This window comes from Pedobacter sp. GW460-11-11-14-TSB4 (assembly GCF_059423705.1).
The window spans coordinates 133,349-157,131 of the sequence record NZ_JBWKYI010000007.1; the positions used below are offsets into that span (position 1 = coordinate 133,349).

The following is a 23,783-nucleotide window of genomic DNA, read 5'->3' on the forward strand; positions in this document are numbered from 1 at the left end:
TCTGCTAATATTAAATGGTATTAATAATAAATATTTTAAAATGTAAAATCTTTTGAAACCTCACAACCTGAGCTCGATTATATTCTCCTAGGGCGATCGTCATGCTGAATTCATTTCAGCATCTCTCTTGCAAATAGACCCTGAAATAAATTCAGGGTGACGATTCTAGCTTAAAAACATCTAGAACAATCTAATAGGAATTTAATTAATCAAACTGTGGTTTACGTTTAAAAATCTGTAAGGTTTATTTTTCGTATCGCAATGACGAAATTTAATCTAATATAACAAATTACTATCATACGGGTATCTCGCTACATGTGCAGCTTTAACCTTATCGTACAATAATGTTTTAAACTCTTCTAAGTTTTCCTTTTCTGTAGCCGATATAAACAATACAGGTACTTTATCATGGCTCATCCAGCTTTTCTTAAAGTCTTCTAAAGTCAGCTTACCATCATCCTCTTCATCATCAACCTCTGGCGAAACATAAGCATCAATTTTATTAAAAACTAAAATCATGTCCTTATCAATTGCGCCAATATCTTTCAACGTTTCGTTAACCGTGTTAATCTGATCTTCGAAGTTAGGATGCGAAACATCAACCACATGGATCAGTAAATCTGCTTCACGCACTTCATCTAAGGTAGATTTAAAACATTCTACCAAATGGTGAGGCAATTTGCGGATAAATCCTACCGTATCAGAAAGCAAGAAAGGCAAATTTTCAATCACCACCTTACGCACGGTCGTATCCAGAGTTGCAAACAATTTATTTTCTGCAAACACTTCCGATTTCGACAGCATATTCATGATGGTCGATTTACCCACGTTGGTATAACCTACCAAAGCTACGCGAATCAACTGTCCACGGTTTTTACGCTGCGTTTCGTTCTGCCGGTCTATATTTCTTAAACGCTCTTTTAACAAAGAGATTTTATTTAAAATAATACGCCTGTCACTTTCTATCTGCGTTTCACCCGGACCACGCATCCCGATACCACCTTTCTGGCGTTCCAAGTGCGTCCACATACCCGTTAGGCGGGGTAAAACATATTGCAATTGTGCCAGTTCTACCTGTGTTTTTGCCTGTGCAGTTTGGGCCCTGTTGGCAAAAATATCGAGGATCAGATTGCTTCGATCTAAAACTTTAACGCCAAGCTCACGATCAATGTTACGCAGTTGCGATGGCGACAATTCATCATCGAAAACCACCACATCAATTTCTTCCGATTTCACATAAGCTTTTATCTCTTCCAGTTTTCCGGTACCCACAAATGTAGCACGCTCTGGTTTCAGCATTTTCTGTGTAAAAACCTTTTCTACCTTCCCCCCAGCTGTATCTACCAAAAAGGCCAGCTCATCTAAATATTCTTTTGTTTGGGCTTCTTTTTCGCCAGGTGTAACCACTCCAACTAAAATTGCCCGCTCCTGCACAATGGCAGTATCATAAAATTTTTGTTTTCCCATGTAATTAAGGCAAATATACGAATTTGCCAACGTGTAAATCCATTAACAAACCATGTGGATGCAATAAAAGTTTTAAAAGCCCCACAGCAAAAAGCGCCATCATTGCTGTAAAAACATAAACTGATGGCAATATGACCAATCGTAACACTTGGATGCGCTCAGGTGGCTTAGGTGGTCAAAATATTTTTAGGAAAACAGGGTTCTGTGCGTTTCGGTTACAAAAGTCCTGCTATCGCTTCAAATCCTCGCTCCTACCTCGCTGTGGGTTTTTCGCTTTATCAGGTTTATTTAACAGCAGACTGAAGCCCTTAGCTGAAAGACTAAATACGAAACAAACAGCTATATCTGCGCTACAAATTCCTTTATTGCAACACCGGGATCATCAGTCTTCATAAAATTTTCGCCAATTAAAAACCCGTTAAAACCTGCGGCTTTTAGATCTTTAATCGTTTGTGTATTGCTAATCGCACTTTCCGAAATCTTTAAAAATTCATTTGGGATTTTATTCACTAAATCGAACGAAGTCTGGATATCTACTGTAAAATCGCCAAGGTTTCTATTGTTTACCCCAATAGCATCCAGGTTCGGGCAGATGCTTCGCTCCAGCTCTTCCAGGTTATGCACTTCTAACAGCACATTTAATCCTAAATCTTTTGCAAACTTCCCGAAATCGTTAATCTGCTGAGGGGTTAATATGGACGCAATCAACAAAATAATATCAGCACCCCAGGCTTTTGCTTCCAGGATCTGATACGTGTCAATCATAAAATCCTTTCTTAAGATTGGAATATGGTTGGCAGCCCTCGCGGCCAGAATATCATCGGTTTTACCACCAAAAAAATCCACATCGGTTAAAACCGAAAGCGCAGATGCACCCGCGGCGTTATAAGCCTGTGTTACCTCGGCAACATCAGCAACACCATTAATTAAACCTTTGGATGGTGAGCGGCGCTTAAACTCGGCAATAATCCCGGTGCGGTCTGCTGCCAATAAAAATTCTTTAAAAGAATATGGTGCTCTTTTAAAATGCACCGAATTTTCTAAATCCTGAACAGAAACCAAAGCTTTAGCAGCTGCAACTTCTTCCTTTTTACGTAATACGATTTTATCTAATATGTTCATTTTACTAATCCGTCATGAGTTTGTACCATAAGTTGTGATTCCATTCGAACTTGTCACGTTGAGCTTTCCGAAGAATCGGGACGAGTGGTCGAAATGCTTTGCGAGCATCTAAACAGGCCCTTCGACAGGCTCAGGATGACAATGCCTATATTTATGATACAGCCTCATCTAATCATTAACTAATCCCAGTAGATCCTGAATCAAGCTCAGGATGACGACCGGATGAATTTATTTTATACAGTTGTACTACTACTTAACCAATTCTCCATCATCTGCTTTCCATACTCCGTTAATACACTTTCAGGGTGAAACTGTACACCACGAACATCTAAAGTTTCGTGTCTTAATGCCATAATTTCACTTTTATGATCTCTTGCTGTAATTTTTAAACACGATGGGAAGTTATCTTTACTCACCACCCAACTATGATAGCGGCCAACATTTATGGTTTGCGGACATTCCCAGAACAAAGGTTCATCGCCATCTACAACAGTTACTGGTGTTGCAATGCCGTGCATGGGTCTGCCTAAGTTTAATAAAGTGCCGCCAAACACTTCAGCAATGGCCTGCTGACCTAAACACACGCCAAAAATACTCTTTGTTGGCGCATATGTTCTGATTACATCCAATAACAATCCGGCCTCTTCCGGAATACCCGGACCTGGAGAAAGTAAAATTTTATCATACTTTTCTACATCAGCCAGGTCGAATTTATCGTTTCTCCAAACTTCCGCTTCGTAGCCTACTTCGTTAATTAAATGCACCAAATTATAGGTAAAACTATCGTAGTTATCAATTACCAGGACAGTTTTCTTATTTATATCTTCCATTATATCTTTATTTACATTTTCCATCTCATATCATCCATTTTATACCTCACCTAAATCCCCTCTGCCATTTGCACCGCTTTACGCAATGCGGCAATTTTATTGTTCACCTCCTGCATTTCGGTTTCAGGAACAGAATCGGCCACAATACCTGCACCTGCACGATAATGCAGTTCGTTATTCTTGCTCATAAAAGTCCTGATCATAATGGCATGGTTAAAATCTTCGTTGAAACCCATAAAGCCAATTGCACCGGCATAAAAATTCCTGCCCAGTTTTTCATTTTCATCAATCAGCTGCATGGCCTTGTATTTTGGCGCACCACTTAGGGTACCTGCCGGATAAGTATCGGCAACAACTTTAAAAGCACTAACGTTTTCCTGCAAATGACCGCTCACCTTACTTACCAGGTGGATCAGGTGCGAATAGTATTGTACCTCTTTAAAAGATTTTACCTCTACGCGGTTACAGTGTCTGCTTAAATCGTTTCTGGCCAAATCAACCAGCATAACATGTTCTGCACTTTCTTTGGGATCTTGTTCTAATTTACGGGCCTGTTCTGCATCTTCAATGTCGTTTCCGCTACGTTTAAAGGTCCCGGCAATTGGGAAAATATTGGCTGAATTATTTTTGATGGTAATTTGCGCTTCGGGTGAAGAACCGAACAGTTTAAAATTGCCATAATCAAAATAAAAGAGATAAGGCGATGGGTTTATCGAACGCAGGCAACGGTAAACATTAAATTCATCACCGGAAAAGGCTTGCTTAAATGCTCTGGAAGGTACAATCTGAAAAACATCACCTCGGTAAATATGCTTTTGCAGTTTCTCTACCAAATCCATAAAACCCTGATCGGTTAGGTTGGAACTTTCCTCCCCACGCAGTTGAAACTTATATTCAGGATAATTTTTATTCTGGATCAGGTATTCCATTTTTTCCAGTCCACCCTCTTCTTCTCCTTCGAAAGTATTTTTGAAAAGGGTAATTTCATTTTTGAAGTGATCGATGGCAATAATATAACGATACAGGTGGTACTGCATTTCCGGAATTTCTTCACCTTCGGGCGTTTCGGAAGTAAATTTGATATCTTCAAAATGTTGTACAGCATTCCAGGTAAAATAGCCAAACAGCCCACTCGAAATAAATTTGATTTCCGGTAACTCCGTTTCGCTGAATTTATCTTTAAAATCAGTGATTTCTTCAATCAGGTTCTTACTTTCAGTAATTTCTACCGCGCCATCGGGGAAATAAGTCTCCAGTCGCGATCCTTTTAAAATAATTCCGGCAACAGGATCGGCACAAACAAAACTCATTGAGTTTTCTCTACTGTGGTAATCAGAACTTTCTAACAGGATGCTGTTAGGATACACATCACGTAAGCGTAAATAAATGCTCACTGGCGTTGTGGTATCGGCAAGCATTTTTTTGTAAGTCGTATTAATTTTATACATGATAAAGGTAAATGGTGTAAGCTATAAGGCTTAAGGTTTTCATTTCGTATTTTTTAACAATAAAAAGCCCGGCGTGTGGTTCTACGCCGGGCTTTAATGGTTCTTTAATAAGGTTTAGGTTGATAAACTATATTTTGTTCATACGCAGCCAGCGCAATTCGTTCGAATTACTTTGCCAAAGCCATGTATGTATATTGTTGATCATGAGCAACAAAAATATAAAGAATTTTGAAAAATGGAAATAATAATGAAAATAAATTCAGTCGGAATTCGCTAGCCGATAGTCCAAAGTCGATTATAGCACAAAATTATCCTCATTTACGACACTTTTGCGCCATACCCCTGGCGCTCTGCCTATGATACCCCAAAAAACGATCTTCCCGGTACAGCTTTAACCATCAACAGAATGGCAACAATGATCAGGATCAACGCCAATCCAAAGAAAACGGCAATGGTGCGGTGTTTTGCAACAGCATCAGTCACTTTTTTCGATTTAGCATTACCAACCGTAATTAAAATAATTGCAATAATCATCATAGCGGTATGCTCAGCCTTAAAGTAGCGACCAATAGCATCGCTCATTGGCAATTTGGTTAAGGGGCTCAAGAAATACAATACCAGACCAATCAATAACTGAATGTGTGCACTGATCAGTGTAAATACATTCAGCTTGCGGTTACCTTCTGTGTAAGTTTTATTACCAAACCAGCCCGACAAAGCATTGATTACAGCAATAACCAATAGAATTAATACGATGTAGCGCCATCCGGAGTGCGCAGATTTTAAGATGTTGTACATTTTTATCAAATATGTTTAGTCAAAAATAGACATTAATTGTAAAAAATAGGATATTCAGCAGAATGAACGCTTATTTATATTAGTTTTAAACAAATTAAACACTAAACTTATTATGAAGAAAATTTTACTCGCCATTGGGCTGGTATTTTCTACTACATTTCTGTTTGCACAGCAAACCTCCTTTCCTGTTAACGGTTCTTTTGATACCAGACCCGGAATGTTTGCTTTTACCAATGCAACCATAGTAGTTAATGCCAACCAAACCCTTACAAATGCCACACTCTTAATCAAAGGACAAACCATTCAAGGTGTTGGTACTGGTTTAGCCGTACCTAAAGGCTATGTTGTAATCGATCTTAAAGGAAAATTTGTTTACCCATCTTTAATTGATGCCTTTAGCAGTTATGGCCTTAGCGAAGTGCCTGCACAACAGCGTGGTTTCGGAGGTCAGCGACAATCTATTTTCGTATCGACCAAAAAAGGCGCTTACGGGTGGAACGAATCTATCCGACCAGAAACTTATGTAAAAAACATTTTTTCTACCGACAGTAAAAAAGCAGATGAACTACGTAAGGTAGGCTTCGGTAGTGTAAACGTAATTAACCGCGATGGCATAGCGCGTGGTGTTTCGGCAGCTGTAACTTTAAATGAAGGCACCGATAACAGCGTATTTTTAAAGGACCAGACTGCAGCAAATTATTCGTTCAACAAAGGAACATCATCAAACGATTATCCGACTTCGTTAATGGGTTCGATTGCTTTATTGCGCCAAACCTATTATGATGCACAATGGTACGGCAAACAAAAAGATGAGTATAATATCTCGTTAGACGAATTTGGCAAGCAGCAAACCATTCCACAAATTTTCGAAGTAGATGGATGGCAGAATATCCTCCGTGCCGATAAAATCGGTAAAGAATTTGGCAAGAAATACATCATTAAATCGACCGGCGATGAATACCAGCGGATAAATGAGGTTAAAGCCACGGGTGCAAGTTTAATTATTCCTTTAACTTTCCCTAAGGCATATGATGTGGAAGATCCTGCAGAAGCCAGAAACGTAAGTTTATCGCAAATGAAGGGTTGGGAACTGGCACCAACCAATCCGGCAAGTTTAGAAAAGGCAGGAATCAAATTTGCCCTAACGGCATTTGGCTTAGAAAACAGCCGCGATTTTTGGGCAAATATCCGCACAGCGATAGAAAATGGCCTGACCGAAAAACAAGCTTTACAATCGGTTACTGAAATCCCTGCCTCACTTTTGGGCATCGGCGATAAGGTAGGCTCATTGGAAAAAGGAAAAGTAGCCAACTTTTTAATCTCTTCTGATAACCTGTTCAAAAACGGAAACATTATTTTCGAAAACTGGGTACAGGGCAAACGTTTCATTGTAAACAAAATGGATGTGGGTGATATACGTGGCACCTATAACCTAAATGTTGATGGTGTTGGCGCTTTGACCTTAAAAATTACGGGTACAGGTGGCGGATCGACCGCTGCAATTGAAAGAACTGGTGTAGATAGTGTAAAAACTACGGCCACTTTTACCAGAAACGGCGATTGGGTAAGTATCAATTTCAATTTAAAGAAAAACCCTAAAGGTGATGTTCGTTTAAGTGGTTACATCACTTCGGCAAACCCGGTTACGATAAAAGGCGAATCGGCGCTGGCCGATGGCACTAGCGGAAAGTTTACCGCAACCTATAAAGAAGCGGCGAAAGAAACACCTAAAAAAGAAGAACCAAAAACTACTTTGGCTTTAGGCCCCGTGATTTATCCTTTCTCAGCCTTCGGAAGCACGGAACTTCCAAAGCAAGAAACGGTTTTAATCAAAAACGGAACTGTTTGGACGAATGAAAAAGACGGAATCCTCCAAAATGCGGATGTACTTTTAGAAAATGGAAAAATTAAAGCGGTTGGTAAAAACCTGTCGGCAAGCGGCGCAAAAGTGATCGATGCTACCGGCAAACATGTAACCGCTGGTATTATTGATGAGCACTCGCACATTGCAGGTGCTGGTGGTATTAATGAGGGTGCACAATCGGTTTCTGCTGAAGTACGCGTTGCTGATATCCTCAACTCCGAAGATGTAAACATTTACCGCCAGCTTGCTGGTGGTGTAACCACTTCACAAATTTTGCACGGCTCGGCCAATCCGATTGGTGGTCAATCGCAATTGATTAAACTGCGCTGGGGGAAATCGCCAGAGGAATTGAAATTTGCAGGCGCTGACGGCTTCATTAAATTTGCCCTGGGTGAAAACGTGAAACAAAGTAATTTCGGTACAGGTGCCCGTTTCCCGGTTACCCGTATGGGTGTTGAGCAAACTTTTGTAGATGAATTTACCCGCGCAAAAGAATACCAAAAAGCTTTATCGGTAAAAGGGAACAGTGTACGTAAAGATTTAGAATTGGATGCCATTGTGGAGATTCTGAACAACAAACGTTTCATTACCTGCCACTCTTATGTACAGAGCGAAATTAACATGTTAATCCATGTAGCCGATAGCTTAGGCTTCAAGATTAATACCTTTACGCACATTTTAGAAGGATACAAAGTGGCCGATAAAATGAAAGCACATGGCATTGCGGGCTCAACCTTCTCTGATTGGTGGGCATATAAAAACGAAGTGGCCGAGGCGATTCCTTACAATGGAAAAATCATGCATAACGTTGGCGTAACTACCGCTTTCAACTCTGATGATGCAGAAATGGCCCGTCACTTAAACCAGGAAGCAGGTAAATCAGTATTATATGGTAATGTGCCTGAAGAAGATGCCTTTAAGTTTGTAACCTTAAATCCGGCAAAAATGCTGCACATCGACGATAAAGTGGGCAGTTTAAAAGCAGGAAAAGATGCCGATGTAGTGATCTGGACCGCTAATCCACTTTCTATTTATGCCAGGGCAGAGAAAACTTTTGTAGATGGTATTGCTTACTGGGATATCGAGAAAGATGCACAGGTAATTAAAACGCAGCAGGCAGAAAAAGCACGTCTGATCCAAAAGATGTTAGAGAGTAAAAGCAAAGGTAGCCGTACACAACGCCCAATGGGTGATGCCCCACGCCTGTACAATTGCGAAACTTTAGAAAACTATTCAGCAGAATTAACCGAGAAAGAACATGCACACTAAACAATATTTATTCAGTCTGGCTTTATCGGCAACAAGCCTGATGTGTTTTGCGCAGGCAAACATTTCGCCAGCTAAAAAGCAAAGTAAAACCATCGCCATTACGGGTGCAACCGTACACGTAGGCAACGGAACAGTGATCGAAAACGGCACCATCCTTTTTGGGAACGGGAAAATTATTTCGGTTACCGCCAACGGACAGGTACCACAAGATGATGTTATGCGCATTGTAGCCACAGGTAAACACATTTATCCGGGCTTTATTGCTGCAACCACTAATTTGGGTTTAACAGAAATTGAAGCCGTTAAAGCAACCTTGGATTTTCAGGAAATCGGCGATTTTAATTCGCACATCCGCTCTATAGTGGCTTACAATACCGATTCGAAGGTTCCGGCAACATTACGCAGCAATGGCGTATTAATGGCACAACCAACCCCTCAGGGTGGCACAGTTTCGGGCAGTTCATCAGTGGTGCAGCTTGATGCCTGGAACTGGGAAGATGCAGCGCTTAAAACCGACGATGCCATGCACATGACCTGGCCGGTTACCCCACGTTTTAGAGGTGGCTTTGGCGGTTTTGGTCGTCCACAGCAATCGCCGGAAAGCTTAGCCGAAAGAACACAGGCGGCCATTGCACAGCTAACCTCCTTCTTTGCCGAAGCCAAAGCCTATTCGGAAATGGGTAAACCAGAAGTAATTAATACCCGTTTCGAAGCAATGAAAAAAGTATTCGCGGGTAACGAAAAATTGTTCATCGCGGCGGAGAGTCAGAAGGATATCGTTACGGCAGTTAATTTTGCCAGGAAATTTGGCATCACACCAGTAATCACCGGTGCGGATGAAGCTTATCTGATAATCGATTTCTTAAAAGAAAACAATATTACGCTGGTGGTGAAACAGCCTCATGCTTTACCCAATAACAATGACGATGATGTTAATATGCCTTACAAAAACGCGGCAGTATTAGCCAACGCTGGTTTAAATGTGGTATTGAGTATTGATGGTTACTGGCAGCAACGCAACCTGCCTTTTATGGCGGGTACGGTTACCGCCTGGGGCTTAGATAAAGAAAAAGCCTTGTCAACCATTACCTTAAATGCGGCCAAAGCCATGGGTGTAGATAAAACCACAGGTAGTATCGAGACGGGCAAAGACGCCACTTTCTTTATTTCTGCTGGTGATGCTTTAGATATGCGCACCAACAAAGTGGAGCAGGCTTTTATTCAGGGGAGAGATATCAACCTGGATAATTTACATAAACAGCTGGATAAAAAATTCAGCGATAAATATATCACTGAGAAGAAATAAGTTAACACCAGTTTAACGCAAACGGCCAATATTAATTTATTGGCCGTTTTTTATTTTAACATCAGGCCTAAAAACCACCAGGTACTAAACCTATTATTAATATTAAATCAGAATTCAGTTAACAGCACATTAACATCTTTGTCATCATAAAAAATCAGAAAACTATTCACGATGAAACCTGCCAGGGCACACAAAAAACCTCAGGCAAGCTTCATCATTCCTAAAAAACAAATGATGATGAAAAATTTACTTATTGTAGTATTGTTGCTTTTTTGCTTTGCCAACAATTCGGCAATGGCACAAACAACCCAGGCATCCATTTCGGGTGTAATTACCGATCAGCAAAAGAAACCCATCCCCGGGGTTTCGGTTCAAATCAGAAACAACTCAACAGGTTTCACCACTAAAACATCTACCAACGCCCAGGGCGAGTATACTTTTAAAGAGCTTCCATTGGGTGGCCCTTATTCGGTTAAAGCCCTTTATGTAGGCTTTGGCGAGCAAACCAGGAATGGTTATATGTTAAACCTTGGCGATGTGGTTAAGGTGGGTATCACCATGCAGGAAGCTTCGCAGGATTTAGACGCGGTACAGGTTGTGGCTTCGGGTTTGAGGAACAAAGTTCAAAACTTTGGTGCTTCTACAGAAATTTCGGCCAAAACCATGAACCAATTACCTGTAAACGGGCGTAATTTTTCTAACTTAATGGATTTATCTCCTTTAAGCCGTGGCGGAAATATTTCGGGGCAGTTAGGTTCATCAACCAATTATACCATTGATGGGATGAATGCTAAAAACCCAACCTCGGCTGGTAGTACCACGAGTCGTAGTGGTGCGCCATATTCAATTTCTATTGAGGCTGTCCGCGAATTTAAGGTCGTAACCAATCAATATGATGTTACATTAGGCAGAGCCGGAGGCGGTACAGTAACCGCTGTAACTAAATCTGGTACAAACACAGTAAGCGGAAGCGCTTTTGGTTATGGCCGTTCAGATTGGTTAGCCAGCCGTTATGATATTAGAGGCGTAAAACGTGATAATGATTTCTCTACTTATCAATACGGCTTTACTTTAGGTGGGCCAATTATTAAAGATAAATTACATTATTTCGTTGGTTTAGATCATCAGAAAGATGCCCGCCCATTAATCATTGCCGACGTTAATGGCCCTGCTGATGAAGCACGTTTCAGAATCACCAATAGTACTTTAGCACAGTTTTTGGATGTTGCCCGCACGAAATATGGAGTAGCAAATACCCCTCAATATGGTTCATTCGACAAAAAGCGTGGTTCGGATGCTGCATTTGCCCGTATAGATTGGCAAATTAATGACAGAAATTTATTAACCATTCGTGATAATTACACAAACGATAGAAACCCGCTAGGTTTAGCAGATAACACCACGATAAATTTCTACGAAAGTTACGGTAACGATAAAAATGTCGACAATAATTTATTGGCAACTTTACGTTCAACCATCAGCAGTAAAATTACTAACGAATTAAAAATACAACATTTATATACTTTCCAGGCGAGTACACAAAATGATGAATTAACAGGTGCCATTCCAAGAGCAATTGTTGGAAATATAAAGTCTGACCTTGCCGATGGCACCAAGGGCATCTCTACGGCAATACAAATTGGTGGCCACCGTTTCGGACAAGAAGGTTTTACCAATAATGTGTTTCAATTGGTAGATAATTTTTATTATAATACGGATAAAGTTAAATATACATTTGGTGTTGATGTGATGTATACCAATGCAAAATCTCTTTATGGTAGTGAAGTTAATGGCCGTTTCGAATACTCAACTTCTCAGATTCAAGATCCTGCTTTTCCAAATGACCCTACAAAAAAGATCGAAGTTCCGGCGATTACAAACTTTAATAACCTTGCTCCAAACAGATTTTATCGTGAAGTACCTTTGGTTGCAGACCCAACTGTTAAAGCCGGCATATGGAACGCCGCTGTTTACGGCCAAATGCAGACTAAATTAGCAAGAGGTTTAGATTTTATAGGTGGTTTACGTATTGATTATAGCACTTACCCAAAATCGCCCCTTAATCAGCAACTATTTGATGCTATTGGTGTGAGAACAGACCATGAATTAAAACAATTTTTAATTCAACCAAGAATTCAATTTAACTGGGATATTAACGAAAACCGAACAGACTTTGTTCGTTTCGGAGCAGGTATTTTCGGCTCGGATGTTAACAACTATGTAACCATTAATAACTTAACCTTTGATGGTAAACATTTGGCAACAGTTGATGTTTTTGGTGCTGATGTACCAAAACCAAACTTTATTGGTTACCGAAACGGAAGCGAGCAAACGCCTTCTTTACCATTGTTACAAGTACCAACCATTAATACTTACGCAGAAGATGCCAAGATTCCGGTAGTTTACAAAGCCAACTTATCTTACAGTAAATTGATTACCGATAAGTTAAAGGTTGGAATAACCGGTTATGCTACCTTAGGACGTAATAACTATATGTATGTAGATAGAAACATGGCTGCCAACCCATATTTTACCCTACCTAATGAAGGTAACCGTGGTGTTTTCGTACCAATTGCAAGCGTTGCTCCAGGTAATGGCGTTGCCGATTGGAAAGGCGGCCGTTTAACCAATCAATTCGGTCGTGTACTGGAATTAAATAGCAAAGGTAAAGTAAATCAATTCGCGGTAGTTTTAGATGCAACCTGGAACTACTTTAAAGATGGAGAAATCTCTGCAAGTTATACCTACAACGACACAAAAGATAATACATCGTATAATGGCAACGTGGCAAACTCTGCTACTTTATCTCTACCTGTTAAAGATGATCCAAGGGATTTAAGCAAAATGTCTTATTCAGATAATCAATTCCGTAATAAGGTTGTTATTTATGGCACGTCGCCAAGTTTTTATGGCTTTAGATTAGGCGTTCGTTACTCTGGTATTGGTGGAACACGATATAGCTTATTGGCTGGTGGCAATATTAATGGAGATTTTGTGGCTACAAATGATTTAGCTTTTGTATTCGATAGAAACAATCAAAATATTCCTGCAAACATTCGCACAGGTTTACAGGCATTATTGGATAATCCGGACGCCAGCCAAAGTTTAAAAGATTATATTAATAAATATTCTGGTCAGATAGCTGAGCGAAATGGTGGCGTGAATGACTTTTTTGGCATTGTTGATTTAAAGTTAAGCTATCAACTACAATTGAATAAAAAGCATAGTATTGAATTCTCCGGAGATGTATTTAATTTTGCAAACCTACTTAACAAAAAATGGGGTGTAAATGAAACTTTGGGCAACCAGGCTTTATATGCGGTTAGCGCATTTGATGCGACAAACAAAGCTTATACTTACCGTGTAAATAACACCGGCATCGTTACTCCGTCGGGTAACCCTTGGCAAATACAAATCGGTTTACGTTACGGATTTTAAACAAGATTTAGCTATTTTCTTAGCTTAAAGTCATAAAAGAGGGGAATGGATTTTTATCCGTTCCCTTTTTTTATGTTTGCATTAACAAACAGCAAAACTTAATGGGATTATTACTTAATTACCTGAAACACCACAAGTGGATTGTGGCCCTAGCGCTATTGCTGGCAGGCATAAATATTGGTTTTTCACTTTTAGATCCATATATCACCGGTCGCATTTTAGACCGCTTTATCAATAAAAAAGATTCGTTAACCTACAACCAGTACCTTTGGGGTTCTCTTGGTTTAATCGGGCTGGCTATTGGCGCAGCCATGGTTTCGCGGATTGCTAAAAACTTTCAGGATTATTTCACCAGTGTAATTGTTCAGAAAGTTGGTGCGAAAATGTATGCCGATGGCTTGCAGCATTCTTTAAAACTGCCTTATCAGATTTTCGAAGATCAACGTAGTGGTGAAACCCTGGGTATTTTACAGAAAGTACGGTTAGATTCGGAAAAGTTTATTACCTCTTTTATTAGTATCCTTTTTGTCAGTTTAATCGGGATGATTTTCGTTATCGTGTATTCGGTTTCGGTAAGCTACAAAGTTACTTTAGTTTACTTTTCGGCTATCCCGATTATCAGTTTCGTAAGCTGGTTTTTAAGTCGCAAGATTAAAACCATCCAGCGCTCTATTGTTGGCGAAACCACAGCTTTGGCGGGCTCGACAACTGAATCGTTAAGAAACATCGAACTGGTTAAGAGTTTAGGTTTGGCCGATCAGGAAATTGACCGCTTGAACAAAACCACTTACAAAATCCTTGGCTTAGAACTTAAAAAAGTGAAATATGTGCGCAGTATGAGTTTTGTTCAGGGCACTACCGTAAACCTGGTTCGAAGTACAATGGTGCTGGTGCTGCTTTTACTTATTTTCGACAATACGATTTCGGCCGGACAGTATTTTTCCTTCCTTTTTTACTCGTTTTTCCTTTTCGGACCGCTACAGGAGCTGGGTAATGTGATTTTAACCTGGCGCGAGGCCGAAGTTTCGTTGGGTAACTTTAAAAAGATTTTAAGCACACCGGTCGATAAAAAACCTGAAAATCCGACTTCGATTGCTAAAATAAAAGACCTCACCTTTAACAATGTTGGTTTCAAACACCTAACCGCCAATAGAAATGCTTTAGATAATATTTCGTTTAAAACCCATCACGGGCAAACCATTGCTTTTGTTGGCCCATCGGGTTCTGGAAAAAGTACACTGGTCAAACTATTGGTTGGTTTATATCCGGCAAAAGATGGTGAGATTTTATATAATGGCATCCCAAGTAACGATATCGATTTGGATGCCTTACGCGAGAAAATTGGCTTCGTAACGCAAGACACCCAGTTATTTTCAGGTACGATAAGAGAAAACCTGTTGTTTGTTAACCCCAATGCTACGGATGAAGAATGTTATAAAGTGCTCAATCAAGCTGCTTGTCAGACACTTTTAGCCAGAGCTGATAAAGGTTTAGATTCCTTAATTGGCGAAGGTGGCGTTAAAGTTTCTGGTGGCGAAAAACAACGTTTATCAATCGCCAGAGCATTACTCCGTCAGCCAGATATTTTGGTTTTTGATGAGGCTACTTCATCGCTGGATTCGATTACGGAAGAAGAAATTACCAAAACCATCCGTTCGGTATCGGATTTAACCGATCACATTACCATTTTGATTGCCCACCGTTTATCGACCATAAAACATGCTGATAAAATTTATGTTCTGGAGAAAGGCAACATCATTGAAGAAGGAAGACATGAAGAATTAATTGCACAAAACGGATTGTACCAGGCCATGTGGCGCCAACAAATTGGCGAAAGAGTTGTTGAAGCTTAAGGAACAATATCTTTATTATGTTACTAGCACAAGCAGAAAGCAACCAGATTGCAATGATCATTATTATAGCAGCCATACTTTGGCTGGCGCTAATATTAGTCGCATTGTACCATATATCGAGAAACAGCAGCATGGGTTTCTCGGTAAAGGTGCTTTGGTTTATCATAATCCTTTTCGCTCCATTTCTAGGCTCGATTATCTATTTGATCTGGGGTAAGAATAAGAAGTTTTAATTTTCGCCATGCTCCGTGTCTCGCGGACCATTTTTGTTTTTCACCACCAAGAAACTAAGGCACAATAAAAGTTAAATATCATGCGGGCGTCGATAGTTTTGCATGGGGGATAGCAGAGGAAATCTCCCGATTCATCCTATCATGTAGATACATCTTTTGATTTGGGTTTTTATGCATCTTGCTAACTAACGTTAATAAAGTTCAGGCTTTGCCGAAGAACTTCGTCAATCCCAAGTGGCAGAAAAATCAAAAAAACAGTTACAGAATAGAACAAATAGCACTACCAAACCTTAAACGCAGTGGTTTTGTGTTCAATAATCATGATTCTCAGCTTATAAAAGGTACTGAACACAAAACGAAGTGCCGCTGTTTTTTTGATGAGCCTAGGGCAGTGAGAAGCCACCTTGCCGGATTGACAAAGCGCTTTGGGTACTTTGGCGCTCCAAAGTACCATGCCCCGCGGCAGAGAGCGGAAAATAATAAATATTTGTGTCGACACTTGATAGTTTTTTTAGAATCAGGCAACTCTATCGCCATGATCCGTGTCCTCATGGACTATTTCAATTTTCTCCTTAAAAAATAATACTGTTAGTAGAATAAGTCTATTTTTTTGGAAAGCAAGACCAATAGTTCTTCGGTTTGGTTCCGTCCCGCTGTTCCTCCTGCCGATAAATGTTAATGAAAAGAATAATAATCTTTTATCGGCATCCGTGCCATCGGGTTTAGATGGCAAAGGAATTGATTTTGAGCACAATGCTCTTTAACTATTAACAACAGCAGCGGCTAAATTAACTAAACCTGACTGTACGAAAATCCTTTTTGTTACAGCTAATCAACAGGTACGTCAAACCATTAACAAAAAGATTGAAGGAAAGGCAGGGCTACCGAAAAACCTTGCACACCATTGCTTTTCTGTTCATAAAGAAGATTATAACATTTGCATTTTTTAGATTAACGACCCTAAACTATATAAACTTATCGCCATGGTCCGTGTCCTCACGGACCATTTCAATTTTCTCCTTAAAAAATAATACTGTTAGTAGAATAAGTCTATTTTTTGGAAAGCAAGACCAATGGTCCTTCGGTTAGGTTCCGCCCCGCTGTTCCTCCTGCCGATAAATGTTAATGAAAAGAATAATAATCTTTTATCGGCATCCGTGCCATCAGGTTTAGATGACTAGGGTAAAACGTATAAGTGACATTTTTTAACTACTATGGGTTTTGCATGAGGGATAGCAGTGGAAATACTTTTTTGATTTTTCTTCAAAAAAGATTGTAACGGATAGCCCGACCCTTGCGCAGCTTGGGGCATGCCCAAATCTTTTACTAAAACAGCGTTTACTGGTTGTCAAAAAACTTTAATACCAAAGCTTATTTACAGCATGATAGAGGCTCAACTAAATTTACTCCGTAGCTTTCCGCTGCACTACAGGTTAGCATGACGAAACGATTAAACCGCTTTACTGGTCTGCTCATTAATATCCTGCAAACTTAATTTCGTTAAAGATTTCGTTTTTAACCAGGTGATGCCAGCAATGACCAATGTCATGCTTCCTCCAAATACCACCGATGGGATGGTACGCATTAACTTTGCGGTAAGGCCCGACTCAAAAGCGCCAATTTCATTTGACGATCCAATAAACATACTGTTTACAGCCGATACACGCCCACGCATTTCATCTGGTGTTAGCAATTGCATAATGGTTGATCTGATGATTACACTTACACTATCAAAAGAGCCTTCTAAAAAGAGGAAGAAGAGTGTTAAATAGAAATTTTTAGATAAACTCCAGCAGATGATGCTTAAGCCAAAACCAGTTACCGCAATCAATAAATTTCGCCAAGGTTTGTTCATTGGAGAAAATCGAGTCATCGCAAGCATGGTAAAAACAGATCCTGCAGAAACAGCGGCCCGCATGAAGCCTAAACCTTCGGGTCCAACTTTTAGTATATCATTGGCAAACACGGGTAATATGGCTACCGCACCGCCAAAAAATACAGAAAACAAATCTAGACTCATCGCCCAAACCATCATTTTGGTTTTAAACACAAAATTTATTCCTTTAAGCAAACTCTCTTTAATATTTTCTTTAGGCACAAACTGTGGAGGATGAACTTTTAAAAAGAAAATACAAATGAGGGCTATAAATACAAAAGAAATAATTACAATATATGTTACGGTAATACCGAAGAAACCGTAAGTCATCCCACCTATTGCCGGCCCTAAAATAGAGGCCATCTGCCAGCTCGAACTGCTCCAGGTACTTGCATTTGGGTAAAGGTTTTTTGGCAAGATCTGAGCCATTAAAGAGAATGTGGCTGGCCCGAAAAACCCTCTTGATATACCCATTCCAAACACGAGTACATACATAATCAATGCGATCAGATTAACCTTAAAATTAAACAGGGTAAAAATGATATCGATCTGCCGAAGGTTGAACTGCGGCAATGTTACCAGCAGCATAATGAGGGTACAAAGAAATACGCCTCCAAATATTTTGAGTAATAAACCTCTTTTTTCACTCTTATCTGCAACATAACCTCCATACAACGCAATTCCTATTGCAGGAATAGCCTCGCACAGGCCTACAAATCCTAAAGCCAATGGATCTTTGGTTACATGATAAATATAAATTCCAAGCACTACCGCCTGCATTTGATAGGCAAAAGTGAAGAAAAAACGCATGCCTAGGTAAGAGCGGAACTCCCTAAAGCGCAATGCGGCGTAAGGATCTGGTTTTGAAATAACCGAATTGGGGTCTGAATCTGCCACAGGAAAAAAATTATATGCAAAACTAAGCTTTGAAAATTAAATACAGGAATAGACAAAGGTTTTAGATTGCTTATTTCTCTATTAAAAAGTAAAAATATGTTATTGCATAAAAAACCCGATGAATATGATTGTACATATCCATCGGGTAATCAAGTGCATTTTTTAGTATCCCGGGTTTTGCTCGAGCAAATTATTCTTGTTTACTTCATCACGGCTAAATGGCCTGAAATAAAGTTTATTGTCCCAGCTTCTGTTTTCCTGTGCATTTTCTACAACCGGACTATAAGTATAATCGTATACAGTAGGGTCATAATGGTAAGGCGCAGACATGGTTTTACCCGGCTTAAATTTACCGGTAACTTTAATATAGGTAACTTTTCTACCTAATGTTTCGCCGGCAATTAACCACCTGCGTGTATCGTGATAACGTTGTTCCTCATAGGCCATTTCGATGCGGCGCTCGTGACGATAAACCTCCCGAAGTCCGGCCTGGTCTGTTGCCGTAACCGCTGGCATACCTGCTCTGAAACGGATTTTATTTAACCAATTGGTCGCATTACCCAATTCGCCAAGCTCAATACTGGCTTCGATGTAATTGAATACCGCTTCTGTATACCTAAAGAAAGGCCAGGGCACATTTTGCGACATAGAGGCATCAACAATAGTTGGATCCGGATCAATAAATTTATGATAGTAATAACCTGTCCAGCTACCGTTCCAGTTTTCGATAGAACTTGCTCTGGTATCCAGACCTTTAAAATCGAACTTATTGTTTTTGTCATCCAACAGATCATATACCCCTGTCTGGATTTGACTGGCTGGATCTACATTGCCAGAAGCTTTATCACGGGGTTTCCAACCGGCACCATCATATAAAACAGTAGCGTAAAAGCGTGGATCTCTATTTTGATAAGGCTCAGCTTTTTGTGCTGGGTTTGTCCAACTAAATTTAGAACCGTCTTTCATTTCATAATCATCAACCAATAAGCCAATTGGTGTATTACCTGCCCAGTTATGGTAACCGTTAGGGCCATTTTGTTGCGCATGCTTAATATTATTCTGAACGATGAAATAACGTGCAAAAATTAATTCGGCAGCTGCCGCAGCATCTATATTGGGCGCTTTACTGGCACCACCCATCGCTATACTTTTATAATTCCTGCTTCCTTCCGTTACCGATACTGGCGCAGATAAATCTAACAAATAGCCTTTTGTGGCATCCATTACTGCTTTTGCAGCCGTTTGAGCCAATTTATAACGATCGGCTTGATCCCCACTTGCATAACTTAAGAAATCTAATTTTTGAGCGGCAATTCCACTAACTTTATTTGTAAGCTTTGCCCTGTCATGCAAATCGCTCGCCGCATAAATCAATACCCTTGATTTAAGTGCCAAAGCAGCGGTAGCAGTGGTACGCCCTTTTTCCATCGTTTTGCCTGTTAAAAGTTTATTCGCCTCATCGCAATCTTTAATAATGAAGTTTACACATTCTTCATAGGTATTACGCTTTACATTATAATTATCGTTGAGTACGTAAGTTTTTGTAATAATAGGTACTGCTCCATAAAAGCGTAATAACTGCTGATAAAAATAAGCACGTAAAAAATATGCTTCGCCCGCCAGCTGGTCTTTTAATGTTTGGCTGGTTAGTGCATTATCTCCACCGGTAATTTTCTCGATGGTAATGTTGCAGGCCCGGATGCGGTTATACATTTGTTTATAAGCCCATGTATCATCCACCCATCCCAATGTAGATGGGTTAATGGTAGCACTATTAACCAGATCGATACCACGGGTAGGGTGTGTAAACAAGGCTTCGTCAGAAACTGATGCTAACATCTGTTCAGAAAAGCCGCCGTTACCCAGTCCGTTATAGATATCGTTCACAAATGCCTGCGCAGTTGCAGGATCTTTCCATACCGACTCGGCAGGCACCTGGCCAGGTGATTCTACGTTCAAAAAATCCTTTTTACACGCAAATGCAAAAAAGGTAATAAGAACCAATAGATATAAATTTCTATTTTGAATTATTGTTTTCATATTCTTCTTTGTAATTGATAAACAGCTATACATTGTTAAAAAGTGGCTTTAATACCCATATTAATTACCCTAGCTTGTGGATAGTATTGTCCACTTGTATTGGTAGATTCGGGATCCCATATCTTGATTTTATCAAGCGTAGCCAAATTGAGGCCATTTGCATATACCCTTACACTATTTAATCCAACTTTTTCAACCCAGGTGGTTGGCAATGTATATCCTAGCTCTACATTCTTAAGTCTGATGTAGTTATTGCTCCTTAACCAATAGGTATTGTTTAAGGCATTATTGCTATCGGTATAATAGGTAGCACCCCTATTTGATAAGCGCGGGTTTACCGAACTTGGATTATCAATGCTCCAGCGGTTCAGGTACGACCACTCCAGGAAGTTACCAATATCTCCCGATTCTGTTAAACCAACAATCTGCATTCCACCCGTTGCTCCTTGAATAAGCACTGATAAGTCAAATCCTTTGTACTGAACATTAAAATTTACACCGCCCGTAAAAGTTGGAGTTCCATTTTTATCCAAACGGATCTTATCATCTGCATTAATTTTACCATCCTCATTCCTGTCCTTAAATTTCATGTCGCCTGCGCGAAGATTACTCGTTAATGCACTATACTTTTGTTTATTGGCATCAGCTTCTGCCTGATCTTTAAAAACACCATCATAATCGTACACCAACCACGAACTGGTTACCCTGCCAGTAGAACGCTGCCATTCTGGGGCACCAGGGGTTTCATCCCAAAAAACGATCTTGTTTTTAGCATAGCCACCATTTACACTCACGCCAAAATTTAAATCACCAACCTGGTCATTGTAGCTTAATTTAAATTCGAAACCTTTGTTGTTTACCTTTCCTAAGTTAACAGGAGGTAAACGATCGGTAATGCCCGAACTTTCAGGCACCGAACTACCTCTGCTGATCAGAATGTTTGTACGCTTATTATAGAAGTAATCGAACTCTAACGACAATTTATTATTTAAAAATGATGCATCTAAACCAATATTTGTATTATTTGCCACTTCCCATCCAAAATCAAAATTGGGCACCTTACCTTCAGTTAAGGTTTTAGTTACCAGATCATTAAAGGTATAGGTACCAAAGTTCATCAAACTGAGGTATTGATATTCCTGCAGGGCATCGCCAAAATAGGCTTCAGCCCCCATTTGCCCCCATGAGGCCCTTAATTTCAAATTGTTGACGAATTTAACATTGTCTTTGAAAAACGGCTCTTCAGATAAACGCCAACCTACTGATACCCCTGGGAAGAAACCGAAACGTCTATCTGTTGGAAAGATATAAGATCCATCTACCCGCCACAAAAATTCAGCAAGGTATTTTTCTTTATAGTTATAGCCCACCCTTCCAAAATAGCTTAACCTTGCTCTTTTAAATAGATTATTCGGGTCACCAGGATTATTGCCTAATGATTGCTCCCTTTCATCACCTGCAAGCAACTCTTGAACAGATGAAGATATAAAGTATCTTCTAAACGCAGTAAAACCGTCGTTGTTAACTGTTTCGCGTGTTACGCCGGCCATTAAGCCAATAGTATGGTCGCTAATCTTCTTATCATAGTTAACCATTCCGGTTAAGTTTATGGCTAATTGTCCACCTGCAGTTTCCCTAAGCCTTGGATCGGTATATTGAGAACGTACCGTACCTGCAAGCACAGGTGTTACACCATCGGCTGCAAACGTTTTCTTGTCCCAATCGTAAAGTGTCCAGGGCAATTGCCAGTTTTTTTGTCTGCCAGAATATTTGTCTATTGCAGCTGTACCGGTTACCTTTAATCCATCAACACCAGGAATTTTAATTTCTGCTTTACCTGTAGTTTGAAAGTAATCTCTAACATCCTTATTAGTTCCTGTTAAATCTGTAGTAGAAACCACCGGATTATAACCATATTCAATATCCCTACCAGGCAACCCGTTAGGCCATATGGCTATCTCGTTAGGTCTCCCCCGCATTAAGAATCTAAAGATATCACCCGCTGAAACAGTTGGAAAATTACGGTCTTCCTCTCTTGCACTTACTCCCAATGTTGTAGTAATATACTTGCTTAATTTTGCTTCCAGGTTAAAACGCATATCATACTGCTGATAACCTGTGGCAGAATTTTTATAATAGCCATCCTGATTTAGATAGCCTAATGAAAGCAAATATTTAACATTTTCACTCCCTCCATTAATCTGAACGTTGTGTCTTTGCTGAGGAGACCAATTTTGGAAAGTAGTTTTAAACCAATCAGTATTGGGATACCTTAGCGGATCTGAGCCATCACCAAATTTCCTGATTTCGTCTGGTTTGTAAGCGGCATTAATCGTTTTACCGCCAGTAGATAAATAAGTACCTGTTGTTTTGAAACTGTTCCACGCTGCTGACCATTCATTCGGATTAAGATCAGAGCCGAAAATATTCAGTTCATTTAAAATCTCAGCATATTGAGTCGAATTGGCCATTTTTGGTATACGTGTTGGTTGTTGCAAACCATAACTAAAATCGTAAGAAAATTGTGGTTTGCCCGATTTACCTAATTTGGTGGTAATCAGGATTACCCCATTTGCAGCTTGCGAACCGTAAATGGCTGCAGAAGCATCTTTTAAAACGGATACACTTTCGATATCGTTCGGGTTTAACCTTTCAATTCCACCGGCCCGGTTAGGAATTCCATCAATTACGATTAAAGCATTGTTATTCCCGAGTGAGTTTATACCCCTGATCCGGATGGTAGAACCATCGTAACCAGGCTCACCACTTCCCTGTAATGCAGTTACGCCTGGTAAACGGCCGGCTAACGAATTGGTTAAGTTCACAGAAGAAGATTTGGCCAGCTCCGAGCCTTTAACCGCGGCAACCGCACCAGATACAACCGCTTTCTTTTGCGTTCCGTAACCTACTACAACTACTTCAGTAAGGTTTTGGTTGTTTTCTACCAAACGTACGTTAATGCTGGTTTGGTTTTTTACCTGAATCTCCTGATCAACGTAGCCTACATAGGTAAATACCAGGGTTGCATCTTCAGGTACCTTGATACTAAATTTACCTGAACCATCTGTTACTGTCGTTGCAGCCCCTCCTTTTAACTTCACACTCACGCCCGGAATAGGACCCTTGGCGTCAGTAACCTGTCCTTTCACAATAATGTCCTGAAGTGGGGGTCTGTAAAAATCAAAAGGTTCTTTTTCATGCAATGATGCTTTGGCAGACATGCTGAAAGGTGGAGAAAAAACGAGACAACCACCGCAAACAAGAAACATGCTACTTCTGGCAAAAGTCCTCAATAGATTTTTTTTCATAGTTTTTCAATTTATTTTGGTTAGATAATAGTTG

General features: G+C 40.0%; 13 protein-coding genes. 5 read left to right on the forward strand and 8 right to left on the reverse strand.

Features of this window, described 5'->3' with window-relative positions; all coding sequences use genetic code 11:
• Window positions 1-276 precede the first annotated feature (276 nt).
• The 5 genes from hflX to AC07YT_RS09485 all read right to left on the reverse strand — a co-directional run bounded on the left by hflX (window position 277) and on the right by AC07YT_RS09485 (window position 5,665).
• Window positions 277-1,467: a GTPase HflX gene (hflX, locus tag AC07YT_RS09465; protein ID WP_086548764.1), complete on the reverse strand. Its 1,191-nt coding sequence runs from the start codon at window positions 1,465-1,467 to the stop codon at window positions 277-279.
• 339 nt (window positions 1,468-1,806) lie between these two features.
• Entirely contained in the window at window positions 1,807-2,589 is a 783-nt protein-coding gene (gene trpC / locus AC07YT_RS09470) for an indole-3-glycerol phosphate synthase TrpC (RefSeq protein ID WP_086548763.1), read from the reverse strand.
• 233 nt (window positions 2,590-2,822) lie between these two features.
• Window positions 2,823-3,419, reverse strand: coding sequence for an anthranilate synthase component II (locus AC07YT_RS09475; RefSeq protein WP_086549485.1), 597 nt, complete (start codon window positions 3,417-3,419; stop codon window positions 2,823-2,825).
• A 50-nt stretch (window positions 3,420-3,469) separates the two neighbouring features.
• A complete protein-coding gene (locus tag AC07YT_RS09480) occupies window positions 3,470-4,867 on the reverse strand; it encodes an anthranilate synthase component I family protein (protein ID WP_494945292.1) in 1,398 nt (465 codons plus the stop codon).
• A gap of 354 nt (window positions 4,868-5,221) precedes the next feature.
• Window positions 5,222-5,665, reverse strand: a complete 444-nt coding sequence (locus tag AC07YT_RS09485; protein WP_086548761.1) for a cytochrome B — start codon at window positions 5,663-5,665, stop codon at window positions 5,222-5,224.
• A 112-nt stretch (window positions 5,666-5,777) separates the two neighbouring features.
• On the opposite strand from AC07YT_RS09485, the gene AC07YT_RS09490 reads away from it, so the two are divergent.
• The 5 genes from AC07YT_RS09490 (at window position 5,778) to AC07YT_RS09510 (ending at window position 15,628) form a co-directional block, all read left to right on the forward strand.
• Window positions 5,778-8,798, forward strand: a complete 3,021-nt coding sequence (locus AC07YT_RS09490; RefSeq protein ID WP_086548760.1) for an amidohydrolase family protein — start codon at window positions 5,778-5,780, stop codon at window positions 8,796-8,798.
• A complete protein-coding gene (locus AC07YT_RS09495) occupies window positions 8,788-10,104 on the forward strand; it encodes an amidohydrolase family protein (protein WP_086548759.1) in 1,317 nt (438 codons plus the stop codon). The genes AC07YT_RS09490 and AC07YT_RS09495 overlap by 11 nt, the downstream gene beginning before the upstream one ends.
• 171 nt (window positions 10,105-10,275) lie before the next feature.
• Window positions 10,276-13,542, forward strand: a complete 3,267-nt coding sequence (locus AC07YT_RS09500; protein WP_494945293.1) for a TonB-dependent receptor — start codon at window positions 10,276-10,278, stop codon at window positions 13,540-13,542.
• Window positions 13,543-13,643: 101 nt separating this feature from the next.
• The gene (locus AC07YT_RS09505) at window positions 13,644-15,395 is read left to right on the forward strand and encodes an ABC transporter ATP-binding protein (RefSeq protein ID WP_086548758.1); all 1,752 of its coding nucleotides are present in this window, start codon (window positions 13,644-13,646) and stop codon (window positions 15,393-15,395) included.
• A 17-nt stretch (window positions 15,396-15,412) separates the two neighbouring features.
• The gene (locus AC07YT_RS09510; protein ID WP_086548757.1) at window positions 15,413-15,628 is read left to right on the forward strand and encodes a PLDc N-terminal domain-containing protein; all 216 of its coding nucleotides are present in this window, start codon (window positions 15,413-15,415) and stop codon (window positions 15,626-15,628) included.
• 1,450 nt (window positions 15,629-17,078) lie between these two features.
• Here AC07YT_RS09510 and AC07YT_RS09515 read toward each other — a convergent pair.
• The 3 genes from AC07YT_RS09515 to AC07YT_RS09525 all read right to left on the reverse strand — a co-directional run bounded on the left by AC07YT_RS09515 (window position 17,079) and on the right by AC07YT_RS09525 (window position 23,749).
• Window positions 17,079-18,401, reverse strand: a complete 1,323-nt coding sequence (locus AC07YT_RS09515; RefSeq protein WP_086548755.1) for an MFS transporter — start codon at window positions 18,399-18,401, stop codon at window positions 17,079-17,081.
• Window positions 18,402-18,563: 162 nt separating this feature from the next.
• Complete coding sequence (locus AC07YT_RS09520; protein ID WP_086549483.1) at window positions 18,564-20,441, reverse strand: RagB/SusD family nutrient uptake outer membrane protein; 1,878 nt, start codon at window positions 20,439-20,441, stop codon at window positions 18,564-18,566.
• 35 nt (window positions 20,442-20,476) lie between these two features.
• Window positions 20,477-23,749, reverse strand: coding sequence for a SusC/RagA family TonB-linked outer membrane protein (locus tag AC07YT_RS09525; RefSeq protein WP_494945294.1), 3,273 nt, complete (start codon window positions 23,747-23,749; stop codon window positions 20,477-20,479).
• Between the last annotated feature and the right edge of the window lie 34 nt (window positions 23,750-23,783).

Coding starts and splice junctions, on each gene's coding strand:
- AC07YT_RS09480 (WP_494945292.1), bottom strand. CDS start 4,867: ATGTATAAAATTAATACGACTTACAAAAAAATGCTTGCCGATACCACA.
- trpC (WP_086548763.1), bottom strand. CDS start 2,589: ATGAACATATTAGATAAAATCGTATTACGTAAAAAGGAAGAAGTTGCA.
- hflX (WP_086548764.1), bottom strand. CDS start 1,467: ATGGGAAAACAAAAATTTTATGATACTGCCATTGTGCAGGAGCGGGCA.
- AC07YT_RS09510 (WP_086548757.1), top strand. CDS start 15,413: ATGTTACTAGCACAAGCAGAAAGCAACCAGATTGCAATGATCATTATT.
- AC07YT_RS09505 (WP_086548758.1), top strand. CDS start 13,644: ATGGGATTATTACTTAATTACCTGAAACACCACAAGTGGATTGTGGCC.
- AC07YT_RS09490 (WP_086548760.1), top strand. CDS start 5,778: ATGAAGAAAATTTTACTCGCCATTGGGCTGGTATTTTCTACTACATTT.
- AC07YT_RS09525 (WP_494945294.1), bottom strand. CDS start 23,749: ATGAAAAAAAATCTATTGAGGACTTTTGCCAGAAGTAGCATGTTTCTT.
- AC07YT_RS09495 (WP_086548759.1), top strand. CDS start 8,788: ATGCACACTAAACAATATTTATTCAGTCTGGCTTTATCGGCAACAAGC.
- AC07YT_RS09485 (WP_086548761.1), bottom strand. CDS start 5,665: ATGTACAACATCTTAAAATCTGCGCACTCCGGATGGCGCTACATCGTA.
- AC07YT_RS09475 (WP_086549485.1), bottom strand. CDS start 3,419: ATGGAAGATATAAATAAGAAAACTGTCCTGGTAATTGATAACTACGAT.
- AC07YT_RS09500 (WP_494945293.1), top strand. CDS start 10,276: ATGAAACCTGCCAGGGCACACAAAAAACCTCAGGCAAGCTTCATCATT.
- AC07YT_RS09520 (WP_086549483.1), bottom strand. CDS start 20,441: ATGAAAACAATAATTCAAAATAGAAATTTATATCTATTGGTTCTTATT.